Source organism: Pedobacter sp. SYP-B3415 (assembly GCF_004138205.1).
In the GTDB taxonomy this organism is placed as follows: domain Bacteria; phylum Bacteroidota; class Bacteroidia; order Sphingobacteriales; family Sphingobacteriaceae; genus Pedobacter.
Genome location: NZ_RXNQ01000035.1, coordinates 117,639 through 142,015 on the forward strand (window position 1 = coordinate 117,639; position 24,377 = coordinate 142,015).

At 47.2% G+C, this 24,377-nt stretch carries 18 protein-coding genes and 1 other RNA gene; 14 read left to right on the forward strand and 5 right to left on the reverse strand.

The annotated features are described in order from the left end of the window. Nucleotides 1–6: 6 nt before the first annotated feature. Nucleotides 7–2,097, reverse strand: a complete 2,091-nt coding sequence (locus tag EJV45_RS16720; RefSeq protein ID WP_129717481.1) for an FUSC family membrane protein — start codon at nt 2,095–2,097, stop codon at nt 7–9. A gap of 291 nt (nt 2,098–2,388) precedes the next feature. On the opposite strand from EJV45_RS16720, the gene EJV45_RS16725 reads away from it, so the two are divergent. Next, nucleotides 2,389–2,718, forward strand: a complete 330-nt coding sequence (locus EJV45_RS16725; RefSeq protein WP_129717482.1) for a DUF962 domain-containing protein — start codon at nt 2,389–2,391, stop codon at nt 2,716–2,718. 255 nt (nt 2,719–2,973) lie between these two features. On the opposite strand, the gene EJV45_RS16730 is transcribed toward EJV45_RS16725, so the two are convergent. Next, nucleotides 2,974–4,158 (reverse strand): proline dehydrogenase family protein, encoded by a 1,185-nt coding sequence (locus tag EJV45_RS16730; protein ID WP_129717484.1) that lies wholly within the window; start codon nt 4,156–4,158, stop codon nt 2,974–2,976. A 93-nt stretch (nt 4,159–4,251) separates the two neighbouring features. Between EJV45_RS16730 and EJV45_RS16735 the strand changes: the two genes are divergently transcribed. From EJV45_RS16735 to EJV45_RS16770, 8 genes are all read left to right on the forward strand, one after another. Then, nucleotides 4,252–4,458, forward strand: coding sequence for an RNA-binding S4 domain-containing protein (locus EJV45_RS16735; RefSeq protein WP_129717486.1), 207 nt, complete (start codon nt 4,252–4,254; stop codon nt 4,456–4,458). Between the two features lie 39 nt (nt 4,459–4,497). Then, nucleotides 4,498–5,559 (forward strand): 3-dehydroquinate synthase, encoded by a 1,062-nt coding sequence (aroB, locus tag EJV45_RS16740; RefSeq protein ID WP_129717488.1) that lies wholly within the window; start codon nt 4,498–4,500, stop codon nt 5,557–5,559. Between the two features lie 6 nt (nt 5,560–5,565). Next, entirely contained in the window at nt 5,566–6,462 is an 897-nt protein-coding gene (locus EJV45_RS16745) for a sterol desaturase family protein (protein WP_129717489.1), read from the forward strand. A gap of 217 nt (nt 6,463–6,679) precedes the next feature. Beyond that, nucleotides 6,680–7,513 (forward strand): prephenate dehydratase, encoded by an 834-nt coding sequence (locus tag EJV45_RS16750; protein ID WP_129717491.1) that lies wholly within the window; start codon nt 6,680–6,682, stop codon nt 7,511–7,513. A 98-nt stretch (nt 7,514–7,611) separates the two neighbouring features. After that, nucleotides 7,612–8,751, forward strand: a complete 1,140-nt coding sequence (locus EJV45_RS16755) for a chorismate mutase (RefSeq protein ID WP_129717493.1) — start codon at nt 7,612–7,614, stop codon at nt 8,749–8,751. A gap of 2 nt (nt 8,752–8,753) precedes the next feature. Continuing rightward, entirely contained in the window at nt 8,754–10,025 is a 1,272-nt protein-coding gene (gene aroA / locus EJV45_RS16760; protein WP_129717496.1) for a 3-phosphoshikimate 1-carboxyvinyltransferase, read from the forward strand. A gap of 47 nt (nt 10,026–10,072) precedes the next feature. Then, nucleotides 10,073–11,173, forward strand: a complete 1,101-nt coding sequence (aroC, locus tag EJV45_RS16765) for a chorismate synthase (RefSeq protein ID WP_129717498.1) — start codon at nt 10,073–10,075, stop codon at nt 11,171–11,173. Between the two features lie 72 nt (nt 11,174–11,245). Beyond that, nucleotides 11,246–11,788, forward strand: a complete 543-nt coding sequence (locus EJV45_RS16770; RefSeq protein WP_240755316.1) for a DUF1684 domain-containing protein — start codon at nt 11,246–11,248, stop codon at nt 11,786–11,788. Nucleotides 11,789–13,314: 1,526 nt separating this feature from the next. Here the strand turns inward: EJV45_RS16770 and EJV45_RS16775 are convergent. Continuing rightward, nucleotides 13,315–15,738, reverse strand: coding sequence for a thiamine pyrophosphate-dependent enzyme (locus EJV45_RS16775; protein WP_129717502.1), 2,424 nt, complete (start codon nt 15,736–15,738; stop codon nt 13,315–13,317). Between the two features lie 209 nt (nt 15,739–15,947). On the opposite strand from EJV45_RS16775, the gene EJV45_RS16780 reads away from it, so the two are divergent. The 5 genes from EJV45_RS16780 to ssrA all read left to right on the forward strand — a co-directional run bounded on the left by EJV45_RS16780 (nt 15,948) and on the right by ssrA (nt 19,471). Continuing rightward, nucleotides 15,948–16,337 carry a DUF1573 domain-containing protein gene (locus EJV45_RS16780; protein WP_129717504.1) on the forward strand — a complete coding sequence of 130 codons (390 nt, stop codon included), beginning with the start codon at nt 15,948–15,950 and terminating at the stop codon, nt 16,335–16,337. A 56-nt stretch (nt 16,338–16,393) separates the two neighbouring features. Continuing rightward, on the forward strand, nt 16,394–17,593 hold the full coding sequence (locus EJV45_RS16785) for a pyridoxal phosphate-dependent aminotransferase (protein WP_129717505.1): 1,200 nt from the start codon (nt 16,394–16,396) through the stop codon (nt 17,591–17,593). A gap of 202 nt (nt 17,594–17,795) precedes the next feature. Beyond that, nucleotides 17,796–18,110: a hypothetical protein gene (locus tag EJV45_RS16790; RefSeq protein ID WP_129717507.1), complete on the forward strand. Its 315-nt coding sequence runs from the start codon at nt 17,796–17,798 to the stop codon at nt 18,108–18,110. Nucleotides 18,111–18,162: 52 nt separating this feature from the next. Then, nucleotides 18,163–18,975: a DUF4394 domain-containing protein gene (locus EJV45_RS16795; RefSeq protein ID WP_129717509.1), complete on the forward strand. Its 813-nt coding sequence runs from the start codon at nt 18,163–18,165 to the stop codon at nt 18,973–18,975. A 127-nt stretch (nt 18,976–19,102) separates the two neighbouring features. Further along, nucleotides 19,103–19,471: a transfer-messenger RNA gene (ssrA, locus tag EJV45_RS16800) on the forward strand. 1,039 nt (nt 19,472–20,510) lie between these two features. On the opposite strand, the gene EJV45_RS16805 is transcribed toward ssrA, so the two are convergent. After that, nucleotides 20,511–21,188 (reverse strand): M48 family metallopeptidase, encoded by a 678-nt coding sequence (locus EJV45_RS16805; RefSeq protein WP_129717511.1) that lies wholly within the window; start codon nt 21,186–21,188, stop codon nt 20,511–20,513. Next, the gene (locus EJV45_RS16810; protein ID WP_129717513.1) at nt 21,188–24,376 is read right to left on the reverse strand and encodes a type I restriction endonuclease subunit R; all 3,189 of its coding nucleotides are present in this window, start codon (nt 24,374–24,376) and stop codon (nt 21,188–21,190) included. The genes EJV45_RS16805 and EJV45_RS16810 overlap by 1 nt, the downstream gene beginning before the upstream one ends. Nucleotide 24,377: the final 1 nt, after the last annotated feature.

Below are 24,377 nucleotides of genomic sequence, written 5' to 3' on the forward strand. Positions count from 1 at the left end.
GCTGCTCTACGTACGCGGACGGGCATAACGTTTATCTGCATCGCTGACTACGGCCAGGAGCCTGTCTGTAAGCTGCTGAAGCAAGTCCCAGCCTGTGGCACCAGCTACCAGGTTGTCAGTTTCCGGTTTAGTCTCTTTTCCCGAACCGCGATCTATAATTGTAACCATTTGTTCAAGGTTTGAGCGTACCGATAAAACCTGTTCCGTTGTAAAAACTTGGGGAGTTTTTTCGGCTTCGAGGGCAAGTCCGACGAGAACTGCATTAATGCGGTAGCCGAGTTCACGCAGGGAAAACAGCAGCGGGACATCGAGACGGCGGTGACCAGGCTCTACCAGTGCCTGCGCAATGGCATCAGCGTAAGTGGCTACCGAAGCCGACGCTGCCTTTCTGGCCAGCCGCAACCGTGTCAGGTCGCCGGCTTCTCCTGTGAAACGGGTAATTGCCTGCAGGTAGTCGAGCTGTTTTTGCACCAGTAGCCCGATAAGAATCCGCAGTCGTCTGCGTTCCCAAACCGGAAAAAGATAAGCGGCAACCAATGCTGCACCGCAGCCGATTAACGTGTCAAGAAGTCGCTCGGCGACCAGTGCAAAAGAAATCCCCTGTTCACCCGCAAAGAGCAGCACGACCGCTGCCGATATGCTTGCCACCGCGAACCCATACCGGGAGCGTTGCAGCCAGAAAAATCCGAACAAAAAAATGCTGGCCATGATCCATGTCCAAACCGTCCCAGCGAGGACATACCAGGTCAGTACGCCAATCGAAAGCCCGGCGAGTGTACCCCAAACCCGCTGCAGGTTACGCTGCCAGCTTTGGCCGAAGTTTGGCCGCGATACCACGATAACCGTGAGAAAAATCCAGTATCCGTAATTTCCGAAATGAAAAACCGAAACCGGCAGCCACAGAAGGCCAAACACGATCGCTATCCGCAAGGCATAACGCCATTGTGAACGGTACGTTTTAACGGCCGACGAAAGTCCCGCCCATTTAAACCCCGTCTGCGGCAAAAACGCATAAGGATTTATGTCAGGCATAAGCAGTTGTTGATCCCGGCGGCTTAGCCGTCCCAATAAGAGAACGATCGCTTCAGCATTATTCAAAATTTCGGGCACTGCGCCTGCTGACCCGGGCAAACTGCTGTGCTGCGCATTGGCAATGACCTGCAACTGGAGCATGACCTTATCAAGCTCGCGCGCTATATTTTTCTCTGACTGGGCAGTCCGGAACAATGAAGCCAAAGCGAGCTTCGCGGTAATCCGCGACAGGCGGTGTATCAGCCTCGATAAGCGATGTAAGGTTTCCCCGTCAAGCACATTCCGCAGGTGATCGTAGTCGAAATGGATGGCATTGATCTGTTCAAACAGCTCCATAACTGCCAGCCCCATATGCAGCCAGTACTCGCCTTTCCCGCTTTGTGCATGCTTTATTTTTGGATCTGACAGCAACAGGTGCCGTACCTGTTCCTGTTTCATCGCCAGCCGGCGCTGCGCTTCAACCGTTTCACTATAAGCCTCAGCTAGACTGGTCTGCGTATCATAACAAAGCGATTTAGCAGAAAGCAGGGCTGCGCTTGCATCAAGACACTCAAATAGCGCCTGTTTCAGGGACCTGAACGGAAAAATCAGCACCTGCAGCACACTCAGCGCATGGTACCACAAGGCACCTAGAAAAATCCAGAAGGTAAAGGTCAGCGGATCATTGGGCGATAATCCGTAAATGAAAATAGCGAGGATCAGGCACATTGTCCCAACCAGCCCCAATCGTGTTCCGCCCGCACCAAACAGACAGAGTACAAAACTTCCGGCAATCCAGAACACCTGCATGGCCCACCAGTGCGGCAGCGAAAATGCCAGTGTCAGGGCCGCTACAGCCAGGGTACCGAGACTCCAGATCGCGGTTCGCAGTTTGTCGCGGACGGTGCCCGGCAGATCGGTGAGACCAATCAGCAAAATACCAAGGCCGAAAGGCAGATAGACCGCTTTTCCCGTATCGAGCAGAAACCAGACCGGCAGAACAATAGAAAGCGTGTGGCGCAGGGCATCTAAAAAATATTCTCCAAGAAAAGTCGAGAGGCCGGCTCTCCTGATGGCTCTACCCACAGTTGCTGATTAAAAAGTTAGTTTCCGGTCCTGCATTCAGAATGCCAGGCGGCGCACAAAGTTAAATAAAAAGGCCAAACGCCGGCTTTTATGCCTGAACAGGGGGGGCAGGCAAAAAATAAAAAAACACTGCGGGTACAATACGCTTCCCCCGGTGCCGTTATATATCCGAGAGCGTTAATTTAGATGGCGGGAAATGGATGTAAGTGTCCGTTTTCCGCTTTTTTTATGCGCCGCGCATTTTACCCCTATTACGCCTTATATTTGCAGATGCAAGGCAACAGATTAGCTATGACAAAAAAGAAATACCGGTCGCTCCAGGAATTTTATCCATTTTATCTTACCGAACATGCAAATTCTACATCCCGGATCCTGCATTTTACCGGTACGGCCTTGCTGTTAATGAGCGCTTTTGCCGGCTTCCTTTTTCACGACTGGCGATTTTTCGTAGCCGTTCCGGTTTTGGGTTATGGCTTCGCCTGGGTGGGGCATTACTTCTTTGAGAAAAACAAACCGGCTACCTTTCAATATCCGCTGTATAGCCTCGCGAGCGATTTTATCTTGTTTTATGATCTTTTAACCGGCAAACAGCCTTTTCACACTGGTAAAGAGAAGCCTTAATCTTTAGTCTGATTCACGTTCACGTTCATGTTTGTCCGGGGACAGCGTTGCCCCGGCCCGCAGCTCTCATTGGCAGTAATCAGGCAAAACTCTCGTTAAAACCACGGCCTGGACGTAAAACCCACAAACATACAATTCAAGGGGCTTGCTTTAGAAGACTCAGGTAAATACTGCTTTGCGCATGTTCAGAAGGATCTTGTTTTGGTCTGCAAATTTTTAATGGACAACATTGCTACATGGTCCAGAATTTAAAAACTATCCCCTCCGCCTCTTCAGCTCCCGCTCAATCAGCGTAAGTTCACGGCCAGTTTGGCCGGCAACAGAAGTGTTTTCCTGCGCTCTTCTGAACAGGTACGGCATGACCGATTTTACCGGACCATACGGAACATACTTAGCTACATTATAGGCAGAGTTTGCCAGATTAAAACTCAGGTTATCGCTCATACCAAGCAGCTGTGAAAAGAAGACGTGCGGGTGGTTGTGCGGTACATTTTTCTCCTGCAACAGGTAGGTCAGCAGCCGGCAGCTGTCCTCATTATGGGTGCCTGCCACAAAAGCGATCTGCTCCAGGTTGTCAACACAATAGCGAAGTGAATCGTCGTAATCGCGGTCAGAAGCGTTTTTATCGGGCTGTATGGGCGATGGATAACCCATTTGTTCAGCACGTTTCCGTTCCTTTTCCATATAGGCCCCGCGAACCATCTTTACGCCGAGTATAAAACCGGCATCCCGGGCAATCAGGTGATCGGCTTTCATGTCGGCCAGCTTATCATGGCGATACATCTGGTACGTATTGTATACAATAGCCCGGCTACGGTTAAATTTTCGCATCATATCGATAGCCAGTTCGTCGATCGTATCCTGAATCCACGTTTCTTCCGCATCAATCATCACCGGAACGCCTTTTTCGAAAGCCGTATGGCAGATCTTTTCGCAGCGGGCCCGTACCTTGGCAAATTCTTCCTTTTCGCGTGCGGTCAGTTCCTTTTTTGCATCAAGTTTTTCCAGCAGGCCAAACCTGCCTATTCCGGTCACTTTGAACACCGTAATCGGAATGCGTTTGTCGTCAGCAGCCGTTTCGATGGTACGGATGATTTCGCGACAGGTCTCATCAAACACCTGTTCCTCGTCCTCACCCTCTACCGAGTAGTCGAGGATCGTCCCTACGTTGCCTGCATGTAACTTGGCTATGGCATGCTCACATTCGGCGATCGTCTCACCGCCACAGAACTGTTCAAAAATGGTCGATTTGATCATCCCCTGGATCGGTAATCCGATATCAAGAAAAAAGTTGGTGATCGGCGGACCAATTTTCGTCAGAAAATTGCTTCCGATCATACGAAATAACCAGTACGCTTTTTTCAGCTCTGTGTTGTTCTTTGATTGAAAAGCAATTTCGGTATTGTTAAAATCGGGCAGTCTCTCCGGCGAAATCTCCATATAAAGGGGTACAATTATCAAACGAGTGCAAAAATATGAAATCCGGGGCTTCTAAATTCATTGACTTTACAAATAATTGTAAATTTGCCGGCGATGAACGAGTTCAAATTAGAAGGTGAATTTATCCCCATGATCCAGCTGCTTAAAGCCTGTGCACTGGTAGGGAGCGGCGGCGAAGCTCAACTCGTTGTTGAAGACGGACTTGTGAAATACAATGGCCAGACAGATTACCGCAAGCGCCTTAAAGTGCGCCGCGGTGACGTGATCGAATTTAACGGCCGGCAGATTCGCGTGGTCTGATTACAAAAAAACCGATAAGGGACATCGTCCCCAGACTATATGAAACCAATTAACAGTTCAGGGCACCAGATTCATTTTGAATCAGGCCTGAAACCCCTGCTTGACTTGCTGGACGCAAACAAGTACAGTAAGATCTTTGTACTGACAGACATCAACACCTCAGAACACTGTCTTCCGCTTTTTCGCGAAATGCTGGATGACTTTAACGGCTTCGATCTGATCGAAACCGATCCGGGTGAGGAAAACAAGAATATCGACTTTTGCATCGGAATCTGGAAAACGCTGCTTGATTTTGAAGCAGACCGCAAAAGCCTGCTTATCAACCTTGGCGGCGGCATCATTACAGATATGGGCGGGTTCGTTGCATCTACGTATAAGCGCGGAATTGACTTCGTCAATATCCCGACTACGCTGCTCTCGCAGGTAGACGCCTCGGTAGGCGGCAAAACCGGAATCGATATCGACAACGTAAAAAACATGGTCGGTACTTTCAGTCTGCCGCAGGCGGTTTTTATCGAAACTGCATTTCTGAAAACCTTGTCTGAGCGCGAGCTCCTGTCCGGCTACGCCGAAATGCTCAAGCATGGCCTGATCGCCGATAAAGCGTATTTTGATGAACTGAAAATCCAGCAGCCCGAGGCGGTTACAGCCCGGCAGATCTACCGTTCAGTAGAAATAAAGAATGAGGTTGTAACCGAAGATCCCAAAGAAAAAGGCCTCAGGAAAATACTCAATTACGGGCATACCATTGGTCATGCGATTGAGACCTATTTTCTTGCTGAAGGCAAAAACCCGCTCACACACGGCGAGGCAATAGCCGCCGGTATGGTCTGCGAAGCCTGGCTTTCCCTTGAGCATGACAGTTTTTCTGAGGCAGACCTGAACGAGGTAACCGCTGCTTTTTCCCGCCTGTATCCGCACAGGCAAATACCTGAAGCCGCTTACGATGAGCTTATCGCACTGATGCAAAGCGACAAGAAAAACGAAGACGGAAAGATCCTGTTTTCCACGCTCGAAAAGCCTGGCAAATGTACGTATAACCATGCAACCGAAATCGACAAGATCATCGGCGCCTTTAACTATTATAACCAACATCCCTAAAAAACGATGAACAACACCGTCCGCTCAGAGACCCTTCTTTATTTGTTTGGACTTATCTTCGTGACCACGCTCGTTGAAATGTACTTCAGTTATGTACACGACCGCAAGCTCTATTCGCGGAAAGACACGCTGACCAACCTGTACCTGATGGGGGTAGCGTTTGTGATTAACCTCGGCATGAAGACGGCAACCTTTTTTTTGCTCGATCATGTTTATGGCTTTCGCGTTTTTCAAATCAGCAATCCGGTAGTTTACTGGATCGTGCTGATCGTACTGCAGGATTTCTTTTACTGGGTGCTGCATACAACGGGGCATTATGTGCGGCTGTTCTGGGCTATGCACGTCACACATCACTCTTCAGAGCAGTTTAACCTGACTATCGGCTTCCGGTCTACCGTGTTTGAGCCTGTGTACAGGGTTTTCTTTTATCTGCCACTGGCGTTTTTTGGCTTTACGGCCATAGACATCCTGTTTGCCTATATGATCACACAGATCTACGGCAACCTGGTGCACACGCAGACAGTCGGAAAACTCCACCCCGTTATCGAATATATCTTCGTAACGCCCTCACACCACCGTGTGCATCATGCCAGCAACATCCGGTACCTGGACAAGAACATGGGAATGATTTTTATTCTTTGGGACCGCTGGTTCGGGACGTTCCAGGAAGAACTGCCCGACGAAGAAATTCATTATGGCCTGACCAAACAGCCTGATGACACTGGTCCGGTCAATGTGATCTTTCATGAATTTGTGGCGCTGGCAAAAGATATGAAGACGGCGCCCGGCTGGAGCGATAAGCTCCGGTACCTGCTGAATCCACCAGGCTGGAGCCACGACGGGCGGTCACAGATTGCAAAAGTTCTGCAAAGAGAATTACAGGAGCAGGAAACCAAAAAATAATTTTTTTATTTTCATCTTGACAAATTAAATTTTGTTGCTACATTTGCCAGCACAGAATTAAAAATGAGAACAACATATACATATTGGTTTGGTTACTTTTACTACTTCAGTAAGAGCCGGGACTAATATGTACTAAACATCTGCATAAAAAGATAAAATGTATACGAAAGTCCCGGCCAAAAGCCGGGACTTTTTTTTGTGATTTTTTACCAGCAAAATGAAAAAACAAGCGCGTGTAGCGATCCAGGGTATCAAAGCTTCCTTCCATGAAGAAGCGGCCTTCAAATTTTTCGGCAAAGACATTCAAACGATTGAGTGCGACTCCTTTAAGCGCACCTGCGAGCATCTTGAGAAAGGTGAGGCCGACTTTGTGGTAATGGCGATCGAAAACTCAATTGCAGGAAGTTTGCTGCCAAACTACACGCTGATCAGGGAATACAATTTTGCTGTAGTTGGCGAAGTTTACCTGCCGATCCAGCTGCACCTGCTTGCTTTGCCGGGTGTAAAGTTTGAGGATGTAAAGACCGTTACCTCCCACCCCATTGCCATCCGTCAGTGTGTCGATTTCTTCGACGAGTTTCCGCACCTCAAAGTAGTAGAAAGTGTTGATACGGCAGCCTGCGCAAAACGCATCCGCGATGAGCAACTGACCGATACGGTTGCCATTGCCAACATGCTCGCTGCAGAACTTTACGGATTAAATGTGCTTGAAAGACGCATCGAATCAAATAAAAAGAACTACACCCGTTTTCTCATCCTTCAGAAAGACAAGTCAGACCAGAATAAAGAGATCAATAAAGCCTCAATCTGTTTCCAGGTAGGCAACACGGCCGGAGCACTGGCACGTGTGCTGAACATCTTTGCCGAGAATGAAGTGAACCTGACCAAAATCCAATCAATGCCGGTACTTGGTAAAAGAAATGAATACTACTTCTATGTAGACATGGAATGGACAGATCTTGAAAAGTATGAAAATGCCATCCGCCGTACGCTTAAATTCACTGTGAACTTTAACATCATGGGTGAGTATGAGCGAAATGATGGAGTTTGATGGAAGTACTAAATAGTAAGTACTAAGTGAAAAGTTGAAAGTTAAAAGTTAAAAGTTAAAAGTTAAAAACCTTGCCCCCGGGCCTTACTACAAATCATATGAAATTACAATTGAACATCCAACCGCTGAACACCTGGTTGAACACGAACAACGAACCGCTCCTGATTTCAGGACCTTGCAGTGCCGAAACTGAAGAGCAGCTGCTAACCACCGCTCACCTGCTTGCCGCAACCGGCAAGGTGTCTGTATTGCGTGCAGGTATCTGGAAACCACGTACCCGTCCGGGTGAATTTGAAGGTATCGGCAGTGTGGGTCTTGAGTGGCTGAACCGTGCGAAACAGGAAACAGGCTTGCCAACCGCGGTTGAGGTGGCCAATGCAAAACACGTTGAAGAGGCCCTGGCTGCCGGTGTCGACGTATTGTGGATCGGTGCACGTTCTACCGTAAACCCATTCACTGTTCAGGAAATTGCCGATGCCCTGCAGGGTGTAGACATCCCGGTACTTGTGAAAAACCCTGTAAACCCTGATCTGCAGTTGTGGATCGGCGCGCTTGAACGCATCAACAAAGCAGGTATTACAAAACTTGGCGCTATTCACCGCGGCTTCTCTTCATTCGAGAAAAGCTCTTTCCGTAACGAACCGATGTGGGAAATGGCTATTCAGCTTAAAACGCTTTGCCCTGAACTTCCGATCATCAATGACCCAAGCCATATCTGCGGTAACCGCGAACTGATCCCTTACATTGCGCAAAAGGCACTTGACCTTGATATGCAAGGGCTTATGATCGAATCGCACGTTGATCCTTCAGTTGCCTGGACAGATGCAAAACAACAGGTGACTCCTGCTGCCCTGGCCGAACTTGTAGACAGGTTGACTGTTCGCGAACCGGAATCAAACAACGAGGTATTTGTAGATCAGTTGGCAGAACTGCGCAAGCAGATTGACAAAATCGACGACCTGATGTTGCAGAAACTCGGCGAACGTATGTCTATTGTTCAAAAGATCGGCGAATTTAAGCGCGATAACCAGGTGACCATTCTTCAGGTTAACCGTTGGGATGAGATTATTAAAAAAGGTACAGCCTTTGCAAAAGCGCTTAAACTTGATACTGGTTTTGTTGAAAAATTCCTTGAGCTGGTGCACAGCGAATCAATCCGCAAACAAACTGAGATCATGAATGCAGGAAAAGCAGAAGCGGGAATTGCAGCAGAATCTCACGCCGAAGTAAAAGCATAAACATGAGTAAAAATGTGCTGGTCTCTTTTAGCGGGGCCAAAAACATACAGGCAAGGATTGCACTCACCGGTTCAAAAAGTGAGTGCAACCGTGCCCTGGTTATCAGTGCGCTTAGCAGGGGCCTCGTCAGGGTAGACAACCACTCAAATGCCGCCGACACGGTTACTTTAAACCGGATTCTTTCAGAACTTGCAGTGCAGGGTACAGATGAGCGAGCGCAGGTAGATGTCGGCCCCGCCGGAACAGCCATGCGTTTTTTAACCGCCTACCTGGCTGTACTTCCAGGCAGCTTTCATCTGACGGGAACAGAGCGGATGAAGCAACGGCCTATCGGCATCCTGGTCGACGCGCTCCATGCAATCGGTGCGAAGATCGGCTACGCCGGACAGGAAGGCTTCCCCCCTCTTGATATTGACGGCGGATTCGAACAAACGGCTGGTTCTGTTGAAATCGCAGGCGACATCAGCAGCCAGTATATTTCTGCCTTACTGATGGTTGCAGCAGTGCTGCCGCAGGGTCTTGAGCTCCGTATCAAAGGTGAGCTGACCTCACGCCCCTATGTGCAGATGACGCTTGATATGCTGGCAGAAGCAGGTATTACACATGAATGGAACGGCAACACAATTTCCATCAAACAGCAAAACTTCGGGGAAACGACCCTGACTGTTGAGCCCGACTGGAGCGCCGCTTCTTATTGGTACAGTATTGCCGCGCTTGCGGAAAATGCAGCAATCGAACTTCCGGCGCTGCGCGAAAGCAGTTTGCAGGGCGATAGCCGGATCAGAAGCATAATGAAAGATTTTGGCGTGCAGACACAAACCGTTGCGGGCGGAATTGCGCTGGCACGCGATGAGAGAAGCTGGCCCTCAGCCACGCTGAACCTGAAAGATTGTCCGGATCTGGCGCAAACCATCATTGTATGCGCTGCCGCGCTTGGTCAGAACCTTTCGTTCACCGGTCTTGAAACGCTTAAAATCAAAGAAACTGACCGCATTGCCGCACTTCAGAATGAACTTGCCCAATTGGGTGTAACACTTACCGAAGAAAACCAGGTATATACATTAAACTGCGACAACCTTCATTTTCCCAAGCGCATTTTCGTAAAAACATATGAGGATCACCGCATGGCGATGGCTTTTGCCCCGCTTGCACTGCTGGTTGATGAAGTAGAGATTGAAGATGCCGAGGTCGTTGCGAAGTCTTACCCCGATTTCTGGCTGCACCTTGAACAGGCGGGTTTTGGTGTAAAGGCATTACAGGCGGAATTTAATTAATCGAACACTTTCCGGCAAAGCATACAGCCGGAGCATGGAAACATAAAATGGCAGGAAACACCTTCGGGCAACTTTTTAGAACAAGCACCTTTGGCGAATCGCACGGAACAGCAATCGGCGTAGTTATCGATGGCTGTCCGCCAAATATTGACCTCGACCTGGAATTTATTCAGTCAGAGCTCGACAAACGCAAGCCTGGACAATCAAAAATTACAACACAGCGTAAAGAGAGCGACACGGTTCAGATTCTGTCGGGAATATTTGAGGGCAAAAGCACAGGAACGCCGATCGCCTTGCTGATCCCGAATGAGGATCAGCGTTCGAAGGATTATGGCCATAACATAGACGTATACAGGCCTTCGCATGCAGATTATGTTTACGATGCAAAATACGGCATCCGCGACCACCGCGGCGGCGGCAGGTCATCGGCCCGTGAAACCGCTGCCCGCGTTGCTGCCGGAGCCGTAGCTAAACTGGTTCTCAAACAACATGGCATTGGCATATTTGCGCATGTGTCATCAGTGGGGAAAATCTACGCACCAAACCTGGCCGACCGGCAGCTCGATGAGCTGTTTGCCATTCGCGAGGACAACATTGTGCGTTGTGCGGATCCTGCTACGGCTAACGAAATGATCGACCTGATCGATTCCGTACGTAAGGATGGCGATACGATTGGCGGACAGGTCTCCTGCGTGGTGCGCAACTGCCCTGTAGGCCTGGGTGAACCGGTTTTTGACAAACTGCATGCAGATCTCGGCAAGGCGATGCTCAGCATTAACGCTGTACACGGCTTTGCTTACGGATCAGGATTTGCTGCCACAGAAATGCGGGGCTCTGAACACAATGACATCCCGCAACCCGGAGGCGGCTACCGTTCGGTAACAAACCACGCAGGCGGTATTCTCGGTGGTATCTCAAACGGAATGGACATTAATTTCACGGTTGCCTTTAAGCCGGTTGCAACCATCATGCATAACCAGCAGACCATCAACGCAAAAGGTGAGGCCTCAGAAATAAAAGGTAAAGGCCGCCATGATCCATGCGTGGTACCGCGCGCCGTCGTTATTGTTGAGGCGATGGCGGCACTGGTGCTTGCAGATCATTTGCTAAGGCAGAAAGCTATCAGTAAATCTTATTTTTCTGAATAATAGATGATCGCACGTTGCCTTACTTTGATTCTACTGCTGCTGTCCGGCTTCATTACCCGGGCGCAAAACTTTATGCAGCAGACAGAAGATCACCGGACAGCCTATAAGCAAGCTTTTCTTACAGACAGTCATTCTCCTTTGAAAAAGGAAGACTTAGCCTTGCTACGCTTTTTCCCGGCCGACAGCAGTTACCGGGTCAAGGCTGTTTTCCTACCGCTGGAAAACCCGGTAACATTTAAAATGCCTACGTTTGACGGCAGCAGCAAGGATTTTATCCGCTACGGCGTTCTTGAATTTAGTTTACATGGTCAGAGACAAAAACTGGTCTTGTACAAAAGCGTTTCACTGCTCAATAACCCTATTTACAAGGATTATCTGTTTCTTCCTTTTACCGATCAGACCAACGGCAGCGAAACGTACACCGGCGGACGATATATAGACCTTTCCATGAAAGATATCATCGGTAACACCATCGTTATCGACTTCAATAAGGCTTACAATCCATACTGTGCCTACAGCGGAGGTTACCAGTGCCCCGTGCCTCCTGCCGAAAACAATCTAAAAATTAACGTGCCTGCAGGTGAGAAAAATTACGCAGGGAAAAAGAAAGAGTAAAAAACTTCGTGCGTAATAGTTGGAATCAGGAACCACGAGCCATGACAGGAGATCAAAGAAAAAGGAACCAAGATGAAAGACCACGGCGCCTAACCCGCAATACGCATAACCGGCTGAGGGGTTTTGCACCACGTCTAAATACGAAATACGAATACCTATGTACTAGTACACGGCTCAGGACTCAAATCTCGCATTTCAAATCTACCGAAATCCATTAGATTCATCCCTGGCGATTCACCCACGGGTCATTCAGAGCGTAGCGTAGAATCTAACTTGTGATCCCGAGTTAGATCCTTCCGCCGCTCCGCTCTGTCTGGATGACTTCAAGGGGAACCAAGAGCCATGAATCATGAGTCAGGACCTCAATGAGATCAAAGAAAAAGGAAAAAAGATGAAAGACCACGGCGCCTAACCCGCAATACGCATAATGGGCTGAGGGGTTTTTGCGCCACGTCTTAATACGAAATACGAATACCTATGTACTAGTACACGTCTCAGGACTCAAATCTCGCATTTCAAATCTACCTAAATCCATTGGCTTCATGCCTGGCGATTCCCCCACGGGTCATTCAGAGCGTAGCGAAGAATCTAACTTATGATCCCGAGTTAGATCCTTCCGCCGCTACGCTCTGTCTGGATGACTTCAAGGGGAACCAAGAGCCATGAATCATGAGTCAGGACCCTCAATGAGATCAAAGAAAAAAGATGAAAGACCACGGCGCCTAACCCGCAATACGCATAATGGGCTGAGGGGTTTTTGCGCCACGTCTTAATACGAAATACGAATACCTATGTACTAGTACACGTCTCAGGACTCAAATCTCGCATTTCAAATCTACCTAAATCCATTGGCTTCATGCCTGGCGATTCCCCCACGGGTCATTCAGAGCGTAGCGAAGAATCTAACTTGTGATCCGAGTTAGATCCTTCCGCCGCTACGCTCTGTCTGGATGACTTCAAGGGGAACCAAGAGCCATGAATCATGAGTCAGGACCTCAATGGGATTAAAGAAAAAGGAAAAAGGATGAAAGACCGAGGCGCCTAACCCGCAATACGCATAACCTGCTGAGGGGTTTTGCGCCACGTCTTAATACGAAATACGAATACCTATGTACTAGTACTCTCAAATCTCGCATTTCAAATCTACCGAAATCCATTGGCTCCACTCCAGGCGATTCCCCTACGGGTCATTCAGAGCGGAGCGAAGAATCTAACTTATGATCCCGAGTTAGATCCTTCCGCCGCTACGCTTTGTTTGGATGACTTCAAGGGGAACCAAGAGCCATGAATCATGAGTCAAATTGAGATCAAAGAAAAAGGAAAAAAGATGAAAGACCACGGCGCCTAACCCCTCAACGAGATCAAGGAAAAAGGAAAAAGGATGAAAGACCACGGCGCCTAACCCGCAATACGCATAACCGGCTGAGGGGTTTTGCGCCACGTCTAAATACGAAATACGAATACCTATGTACTAATACAGGTCTCAAGACTCAAATCTCACATCTCAGATATCGAAGAAACTCTAATCAGTATATCTTCGGAAACCTTCCGGGGTTTGCCTCATGCATCATCTCATACACAATCTCAACGACATCATCAACCGAAGGTTTGCTGAAGTAGTCGCCGTCTGAGCCGTATGGCGGACGGTGCGCTTTTGCAGTCAGCGTACGCGGCTGGCCGTCAAGATGGTAATATCCGCCCTGCTCTTCCAGCACCTTCTGCAAAATATAGGCGGAAGCACCACCGGGAACATCCTCGTCTACCACAAGCAGTTTGTTGGTTTTTCTGAGTGAGGCGGCACAAAGATGATCAATATCAAAAGGCAGCAATGTCTGCGGATCGACGATTTCGACTAAAATGTCCATAGCCGCAAGTTCCTCTGCCGCTTCCTGAACAATACGTAAAGTGGAACCGTAAGAAACGATGGTCAGGTCAGTACCTTCTTTCAGTATTTCTGCCTTGCCCAGCGGGATGGTAAACTCGCCGACATTTTCGGGCAGCTGTTCCTTCAGGCGGTAGCCGTTCAGACATTCAATAACGATTGCAGGTTCATCTGCACGAAACAGCGTATTGTAGAGACCGGCTGCCTGTACCATGTTGCGTGGCACGCAAAGGTGCAAGCCGCGAAGTGATCCCAGCATCATCTGAATCGGCGATCCGGAATGCCAGATTCCTTCCAGCCGGTGCCCGCGCGTGCGGATAATGACGGGCGCCTTCTGACCGCCTTTTGTCCGGTACGAAAGGCTGGCCAGGTCATCGCTAAGAACATTCAGGGCAAACAGCAGGTAGTCGAGGTACTGGATTTCTGCAATAGGGCGCAGACCACGCATGGCCAGGCCAATGCCTTGCCCCATGATCGTCATCTCGCGAATGCCCGTATCTGTAACACGCAGTTCGCCGAATTTGGCCTGCAGACCGGCAAACCCCTGGTTTACATCGCCGATATTGCCCAGATCCTCGCCAAAGGCGACGAGCCTGGGGTCGCGTTCGAAATTCGCATCAAAACAGGCATTCAGAATTTCCCTTCCATCGATCACTTTTGGCGTAGCGTCATAAGTTGCAGCCACTTCGGGAATCAGCGCCGGGCGCTCATTGCCATCCGTAAAGAGTTTTGAGTTATAGAGGTCGTGATTATGCGGCGCCTGAGCTTCGTACCAGTCCAGCAGCGTTTGGCGTTCATCAGAATCTTTTCCGGCGGTAAGCCGCAGTGCTTTTCTGGCTGCAGATACGATGTCTTTGCGCGTTGCATCGGGCATGGAAGCCAACTGCGCCCCTACCTTTACAAGCTGGGCGTGACCTTTCGCCAGGTTATGGATCATAAGTACCATAGCCTTGTGTTCTGCCCGCACACCACTCAAAAAGTCATTCCAGGCTTCCCGCTGGCAGTCGCGTACATATTTTTTTGCTTCAGTTTCAAGCGCCTGCAGTTCCTGTTCTGTTGTGATGGCCGATTCCAGCATCCACTTACGCATTTGTACCAGGCAGTCGTATTCACGCTCCCAATCCAGGCGCTCTTTGGTTTTATAACGCTCGTGCGAACCGGATGTTGAATGCCCCTGCGGCTGCGTAACTTCGGTTACATGGATCAGAACAGGCACATGCTCATCGCGGCAGATCTGGATCGCTTTCTCATAAGCTTCACAAAGCGCGGGATAGTCCCATCCGCGGACGCGGAAAATTTCGTACCCGGCATGATGCTCGTCACGCTGAAAGCCCTTCAGTATTTCTGAGATATTCTCTTTTGTGGTCTGGTATTTTGCCGGCACCGAGATGCCATAGGCATCATCCCAGACAGAAATAGCCATCGGAATCTGCAACACACCGGCAGCATTGAAAGCCTCAAAAAAGATGCCTTCTGAAGTAGACGCATTACCAATTGTGCCAAAAGCGACCTCATTGCCGTTTACCGAAAAGTTTTTCAGATAATTCAGCTCCGGATTCTGGCGGTAGAGTTTGGACGCATAAGCCAGTCCGACAAGGCGTGCCATATGGCCGCCGGTCGTTGAAATATCTGATGAGGAGTTTTTTATTCCGGTCAGGTCATTCCAGCTGCCATCAGGATTGATGGAACGGGTGGCAAAATGACAATTCATTTGCCTGCCGGCTGATGCAGGGTCTTTTTCTACATCCGGGTTGGCATAAAGCTGTGCAAAAAATTCTTTGATGGTCGAAATTCCGGATGCAAAGGCAAAAGTCTGGTCGCGGTAATAACCCGCACGCCAGTCGCCCTTTTTAAAGGCCTTTGCCATAGCGATCTGCGGAACTTCCTTGCCGTCGCCAAAGATGCCGAATTTCGCCTTTCCCGTGAGTACTTCCTTACGGCCGAGAAGACTGGCTTGCCGGCTTTCAAAGGCGATCTTATAGTCTGCTATAATGATTTTTTTGAAGTCGTCAAAGCTTAGTTCTGAAGCATCAATCGGGTTGGTCACAACTTTATTGGTTGGCATCATACGCTAACGGTTAGGGGGCAAAGATAAGAAATAATAAAATTGCCTCTTCCTCGCTCATGTAACAATATATATTTGGAATGCTTTTTGAAATGTAGCTGAAAGTACTAATTTTGCTATCAGACACAGAATCAAAGAGATTGGCGGCGCCATTATACAAGTTGCCCGTCCTTGATAAGTCTGCAGCAATTCACTCAAACACACACAGATCCATGAAAAAGATCATTCTAGCCCTTGCATTCGTTATCGGAATCGGCGCTGCCGCGCATGCGCAAAGTAAACCGGCCGAATTTAAGTTCGTCGAAGAAACATTTGATTTTGGTAAAATTCCTGCCAATAAACCTGTTACACATGTTTTCAAGTTTACCAATATCGGCGATGAACCGCTGATCATCAAAAATGCCGAAGCCACCTGCGGCTGTACCAAGCCGACATTTGCAACGACACCGGTAAAAAAAGGGGAAACAGGAACCATTTCGGTAACGTATAACGCCGCCGGCGATCCGCAGCAGTTTGCAAAGACCGTAACTGTCAGCTCGAATGCAAAAACACCGATAAAAGTGCTTTACATAAAAGGAGAAACGGTAAGCGCAAGCCGCTAATCATAAAGAATCTGAGAAAGCCCGGCCAATATAGCCGGGTTTTTTTATTTTTGCGCATGCCAAAAATCTCAGACAAAGGGCTTCAGATGCCCGCATCACCCATCAGGAAACTAACTCCTTTTGCAGACCAGGCTAAAAGGCTGGGTCGTCAGGTTTACCACCTGAATATAGGTCAGCCCGATATCGCAACGCCCGAGGGCATGCTTAACGCCATCAAAAACATTGATTTTAATGTCTGGGCATACACGCCTTCGGAAGGAACCCTCGCCTACCGCCAAAAACTTACCGAATACTATAATAAGCTGGGCTACGGCATTACGCCGGAAGATATCCTTGTCACCGTAGGCGGTTCTGAAGCGATAACAATCGCGATGCAGACTTGCGTAAACGAAGGCGACGAGATCATTATTCCCGAGCCGTTTTACGCCAATTATAATGGTTTTGCCTGCATGAGTAATGTTGTGGTCAAACCGATTCTGTCTTATATTGAGAACGGCTTCGCGCTGCCGCCGATAGCTGAGTTTGAAAAGCTGATTACGCCAAAAACAAAAGCGATCATCATCTGTAACCCGAACAATCCGACCGGGTACCTCTATTCCCGCGAAGAACTTGAAGCCCTGAAATCACTTTGCCTGAAATACGACCTGTTCCTTTTTTCTGACGAAGCCTACCGGGAATTTTGTTACGATGGGCGCGAATTTGTGTCGCCTATGCACCTCGACGGACTGGATGAAAATGTGGTGGTGATGGATACGGTTTCCAAACGTTACAGTGCCTGCGGTGCGCGGCTTGGCTGCCTGATTACAAAGAACAAATCGGTTATTTCCAGCGGCTTAAAGTTTGCACAGGCAAGACTGAGTCCGGGGATGGTTGAACAACTGGCCGGTGCAGCCGCTGTGGACACACCTGACAGTTATTTCGAGGCTGTAAATACCGAATACACCCTCCGTCGGGATACCCTGGTAAACCGGCTGAACGCGATGGAAGGCGTATTTTGTCCGAACCCGGGCGGCGCGTTCTACGTGGTAGCCAAACTGCCAATCGATAACGCCGACGCCTTTTGCCAATGGATGCTGGAAGAATTCGAACACCAAAATCAAACTGTCATGATGGCACCGGCTACCGGGTTTTACTCAACAGCAGGTTCAGGCAGCAACGAAGTGCGCATGGCCTACGTTTTGAACACCGGCGACCTGAACAAAGCGATGGACTGTCTCGAAGCAGCTTTGAAGGTGTATCCGGGCAAGACTGCTTAAGAGCTATTTTAAAACATAATAAGCCGCCTCATGATATCATGGGGCGGTTTTTTTGTGAATATCTCTTATTTTTCCAGATGATATATTAATGGTTTACAGGGGATCCCGGTAAAAATCCAACAGACTGGTTATATTTTCGATTTTCGTAAATCCGTTTAGAAAGGCCGTTCGTATATGGGATTACTAAAAACCCGCGAAACCCTTGAAAACGGCAAATCTTTGCATTACATTTCTGCTGCTCTGCTGTATGCTTATCAAAGCTGCCGGAACGATACAGCCGGTTGCCGCGGGTTTACCCGCTATGGAAAAAGAAGAGAGCGGGAAGACTGAGAAACCTGATGCCCCCGAGAAATCTGATGCTAAAAAGAAGATCGAGGTCACTGAATATCTCGTTATCGAGTCAGATCACCCAAACATTTCAGCAGCAGACAGTGCTGCTTATGGGCGGCTCCACAACGGTACTGTTTGCGAGGCCTGGCTACGTGCCCCCGAACGACCGCCGGACTTCGCTGCATAACACCAAAAAATCCCTTCTCAACTTTTTCAGATAACCTTTAGAATATTCAACCATGTTAAAAAATACGAACCTATTCCGGGCTACAGCCATTCTGGCCTTAATCATTTTGTTTTCTGCCTGTAAGAAAAACCGCGACGGCGACGACATGCTGATGGGACCCGACGTTACATTTTACGGCCTCAGCACGGATAATAAAATCATGCGTTTTAACGGTCAGAACACAAACCAGGTCCTTGCTCAGGTGAGCGTTAGTGGTTTGGCAAGCGGCGAGTCGCTGCTTGGTATCGATTTCCGTCCGGCAACCGGCCAGTTGTACGCCATTGGCAGCAGCAGCAGGTTATATACAATTAATGTAAGTACAGGCGCAGCAACTGCAGTTGGTGCAGCTGCATTCAGTCCGGTTATTGCCGGCAACATTTTAGGTTTTGATTTCAACCCGACTGTAGACAGGATCCGTTTGGTTACCTCTACCGGACAGAACCTGCGTCTACATCCTGAAACCGGCGCTGTGGCCTTTGTTGACGGATCTGTGAATGGCGTTACCGGTGTTAGCGTGGTGGGTTCTGCCTATACGGAGAACCGTGCAGGTGCTACGACTACTGCCCTGTTCAACCTGGATGCGAGCGGAAACAGGTTATTAAAACAGACTGCACCAAACGAAGGAACACAGGCAGTAGTTGGCAGCCTGGGTGTTGACATCGATGATGCGGCGGGGTTTGATATCAGTCCGGCGGGCGTTGCCCTTGCCGCAATGTCCACAGGCGGCATGTCTGGCTTGTATACCATTGATTTGGCAACCGGTGCAGCTGCCAAGGTGGGTTCTTTTGGTATCCAGATCCGCGGGCTGGCGATTCCGACGAACTAAGACTTTGTGATAGACAGCAGGCCCCTCTGCGCAGGCATGGGCCGCTGTTATGTTGATCCGGGCATACCAGAAACCAGAATTTGACTTTTTTGCTACTTTGATTTTTGGTATATTTGTATTCTTCATTGGGCCCGTTCCTGGATTTGACGGGGTGGCGAAGGATAAGTTAGCATGCAGTGCGTTGTACGGAGAGCACTTAAATCTGAACGTTCAAACAATAATTGGCGAAAATAACTACGCCTTAGCTGCCTAATTTAGAATTACGCAAGCTTTTGTTCCGCTAGCCTTTGCGAAATTGGGTTAGCACCAGGAGCATCGAACAAATCTCGCTGGCCGCTGCAGGGTGTGATGCAGGGGTAAGAACAAACACCTAAGGAAGAAGGTTAAGGCGCTTTTCCGGTCTGCCCCTTCCCGACAACCAAACGGAAAATAAGCATGTAGAAGGCTTGTTTTATCTCACAACCGGACAAGGGTTCGACTCCCTTCGGGTCCACATTTAAGAAAAGCAGACGTATCAGGTTATATAAAAACCGCGTCTGCTTTTTTCATTTAAGGCTTTTTCGTTATAACCTGATATAATGGCGTATCTAAAATTGTTTGCACCATACACGGCAACAACCGAAAATTTGTTTGCACCGGTTTGCACAATGAAAGCGTCAGTTCAACTTTGGCTATATAGAAACGAAACGTTATCGGACGGTCGGCCCCCAGTGATGGGCATGTAACTATCTACCCCTTGAAAGCAGTAGATAAGGACTAAGCGCTGAAGTGTGATGGTATACGGCAAATATTCAGCGATTTACAAAATTGTTCGAAACATTAGGCCAAAATGAACAGTTCCGATTATAACCCCTCTAATATTTGTTTTCTTGTTAGGGCGATATTTGTTTGTCAGCCGTACATGCTTCCGAATGACCAAACGGTTTATAATCACTTTGTTCAACTGTGCAGAGTTACGGGGTTATTTTACTAGTCCATTTTTTTAAAGGTTTACCATCCTAGGAGTAGTCTCCATTTTCCGGAAGGTGAGGATTTCCAGACTTACGGTTTAGCAATTATGGGTACTATCAAATTTCACTACCTTATTGCATTTTTTGTGCATGCTGAAGTTCCTTCTTGTGGCAATATTCAGGGTTTAAGTAACAAGGACTTACTATCGCAAAAAGATGTTTGAATAATTTAACGATCTGCTAACATTTGCATCGAAATTTCTCCCTGCTAAATAGTTCTTTGACACACCGGGAAGAAATTTTTCCATCCAGTTTTAGTGCAGCCATGTTTACATGCAGACGCTCTCATACTCATTCACTTATGTGACGGTAAGTAGTGAATGCTTTAGACATAATTTGTGATTTTAGTGGTGAAGATAACGGGCAAAAGACTTCGTACCTCCTCGCGTATTTCGCTCTTTCTTCAAAGCGAAGCCTCTGCAAAACAGGTCCAATAAACACCAGAGTTGTAGACCCCCATATTCGAACAAAGGACGTTTAGATCTGCAAATCTCTATGAACGTCTAATTTATAGTAGAGATAAATTCAACTAAAATCCACCTCTAAAAGCTGTCCGTTTTTCTTCAACCAGTTTTTTGCCTTTTCATAGGCTGGTACTTGTATCGAAAGAATATTCCAGAAACGTGGGGTGTGGTTGTTTTCCATTAAATGAACTAATTCATGGGCAACTAAATATTCCAAAACGTATACAGGCGCTTTGATAATTCGCCAATTGAAAATGATGTTATTTGCAGGTGTACAAGATCCCCATCTGTATTTCATCTCTGAGGTTTTGAACTGATTGTATTGCACCCCTAAATTTCTAGCATATTTGGTAGCCAAGGGTTCAATTTTTAGAAGCGCCTGTTTCAAATACCATTTTTTAAACAAGTCATTGGCTTTAGGCTGGTTGCTTTTTGATATTTTGAAACGTTGGTCAAATTCAACACCCTCTATTGCTTCATCAACTACCATTAATTGATAGTTTTTGCCAAGATACATTAATGTTTCTCCTGACACGAACTCCTTGCGCTCTGTAACAACAGGATATTTTTGAACATGGCTTAGTTTGTCCTTTATCCATTGCCGTTTAGATTGAACGATTTCATCAACCTTTTCGGCTGTTAAGTGATGCGGAGCACGAACAATAATACTCCTGTCCCTTTCAACAGAAATATTGAGGGTTTTGCGATTGGAATATTTTACCTGATACTCAATGATCATTAGTCGTTTACTATTTTGAAATGATTGGTCTTAGACAATTCCATAATTCTTGAAATAATTTCATTGCGCTTGATAATAATGTTCGGCAAATCTTTGAACTCCGGCGACAACAGCATCTTTTGCAATTCTGCTTTTAGCTTTAGTTGTGCCGGTGTGCTATCCCAAAAGCCTGTCAACTTTATTTCTGTCGCCACCAAGTTGAAAATGTGCTGTGTTAAATTCACATTCCGGGATATTTCATCTTCTGTCAAGTCCTTGTTACCAAACAATTCAGCCTTGAAAATACGGAAAAAGGGCATTTGCTTTTTGCGATCTAATCCGTAGGTCTCTTCCTTTTCCCGGTTCTTTATTTTCTCCCGCAATTTTTCCAGTTCTTCATAGATTCGTTTCCAGTTGCCTTTGAAGTTTTGCAGGATTTCTTCCAGTGCTTTTGCAAAAGAGGCAAACAATTCCGGGTCTTCGTCTATGTTCAAGTCAATAAAGTGGCGTACAGCATGTTCTACTTCAGCAGCCTTGGTTTTCTCCCGGTTTTTAGTGGCCACTACTTTATTAAAAAAGTCGTCTGCTATGATAGAAATAGGAGCAACCTGCTGTTCAATTCCTTTTGAGATTAAGTATTCGTCTGCAATGGCCCTTAGTTTTGGCGGAATACCTTTCATGCTAAATCTGCCATCTCTGAAATGCTTGTTGGCTAATGCATTGATTTCTGTAAAGGCTTTCCAATCGGTGAAAAACTCTAGGGCTTCTTTGCGGGGCAAAACGGTATTGAAACAGCTTGTGAGCGTATTGTATAGTTTTATGTATTCAAAGCGGATGTCTTCATCATAGAATACATCAAAAAATGCATCAGAATCGGAAAGGTCTTCTAAACCATACACTTTCAGGAAATTCCAGATATCTTTATGGGCTTTTATTAAATTGTTCAATTCTGTGTCATCATCAGAAAGGCAACCAATAGTTTCTTGCAGTTCTTTTTCTGCATATACATCCAGGGCCCTTTTTAGGTGATGTCCTACACCTACATAGTCCACTACAAAGCCTTTATCCTTTCCTTCGGGGCCTACACGGTTTACCCTGGCGATGGTCTGTAAAAGGTTATGCGCTACAATTACCCTGTCTAAATAAATTACCTGCTCGATAGGTGCATCAAAACCTGTGAGCAGCATGTTGTTGACGATAACAATACCAACATCGCCATTTAGTGCTTTGTCTTCTTCATCGGTTTTACCAAATGGCAGTTTAAAACGTTTGATGCTTTTTTTGTGGTATTCGCTATTTGTATAGGCTCTTATTGCCAATTCGTCATTGTGGTTTCCTGAAATAATTACTGCCGTTTCCAATTTGCTGAGCACATCCAGTTTTACCAGCATAGGGTTATCTTTCTCCAGTTCGGCTATCTTGTTTTTGAGTGCGCCATTAATGGCGGTTTTATAGCGGACAGCAGCGATTCGTGAATTAGCAACTACCTGAGCTTTGAAGCCACCCGAAAAAATATGTTCCACATAATGGTCCACCATGCTTTTGGCTTTATCCATAATGGTGATCATGCTGTCGAGGTACGCATCACGGGAACCAAATCCCAATATTTGCAGTCTTTCAGTTAGCTGATAATCGCTGAATACATCTGCAAATTTATCATCCATTCCTTTATGGTCTTCTACTTCGGCATTGTGGGTAAAGCCTTCATACACTATCTCCAAAGTAACGCCATCATCTATTGCCTGGCGCATGGTGTACTTATCGATGTAATCTTTATATTTCTTTTCAGTCTTCTCTGTGGGTGTTCCTGTAAAACCAATGGAAGTGGCATTGGGCATTGCCCGGTCTAAGTTGGCAGCCAACAGCGAATATTGCGACCTGTGAGCTTCATCTGTCATAACTAAGATGTTGCTATTCTTGTTCAATTCTGGAAATATTTCCAGGCCACTCAAATCACCATTTTCCTGGAACTTGTGTATCATCGCCAATACCAAATCAGAATTGTCATTGCTTAATAACTCTTTTAAGCTTTGCCCATTGGGCAGATTTTTCGGGTTGATAAAATTGGCGGGTTTAATCGTAAAGCCAATGCTTTGCCCTGTTTCTCCCAATTGTTCTTCTAATTGTGTTCTGTCGGTAACGAAGATGATTTTCCAGGACATGAGTTCCGGTCTCAGTTTCATCTCCCGTACCATAAACATCATTGTCAAAGATTTTCCAGAACCCTGGGTATGCCAGATGATACCGCCTCTTTCCAAAGGATTTTCCCCGTCAATTAAGCGTTGGGTTGCAATTTTTACAGCCCTGAACTGCTGGTATCTGCCCACAACTTTTATTTTCTGTCCTTTGTCGTTAGTGGAAAACACAGTGAAAACTCGGATAATATCCAGCAGGTTCCTACGATCAAGCATACCCGCCACCAATCGCTGCTGGTCGTTGGGCGAGGATTTTCCATGTGTCAAATCGTTAAGGGTGCGAGGATAGGGGTCTGTCCAGCGGTAAAAGTGTTTTTCTATCCGGGTAGTAATAGTACCGAATTTGGCTTCGGTGCGGCAAGTGGTTACCAGTACCTGGTTGTAGTAAAATAGTTCTTTATTGCCCTCGCCGGTATCGCCTCTTTGTTCTGCATACCGCATCAGCTGGTCTATGGCTTCGGGAATAGGTTCTTTTACTTTGGATGATTTGGCTTCTACCACTACTAACGGCAGGCCATTTACAAACAGCACGATGTCGGGAATGATGTGGTGGTCGGTGCCGGTAACAACTACCTTAAATTGAGCTATGGCTACAAAGCTGTTGTTTTCTAAATGCTCAAAGTCGATAAAGCGAACGGTGGGGCTTAGCTCTCCGGTCTGCTCATTTTTGGAAACAGTGGTGTTTTCAAGCAGGTAATGCAGTACCTGCTGGTTGTTTTCCAACAGGCTGTTTTTTTGAAACGTCGTTATTTTACGTTCCAGCTCATCCACTTGTGCAGCAGTAAGAAAGGGATTAATTTTAAGCGAAGCTTCTCTTAGCTTAGGTTTGAGCACCACTTCAGCAAAAGAAGTCCGGAAACTGTGCTCAGGCTGCTGTTGGGTAGGTAGCTCAATCACTTCCCAGCCCAAACCAGCCAACTGCTCTAAAAAGGGCTTTTCTACGTGACTGTATTCATCCAGTTTTAGAGTAGCCCCTAAGTTGCCTCTATATTTATTGTCGTTGCTTAGTATCATA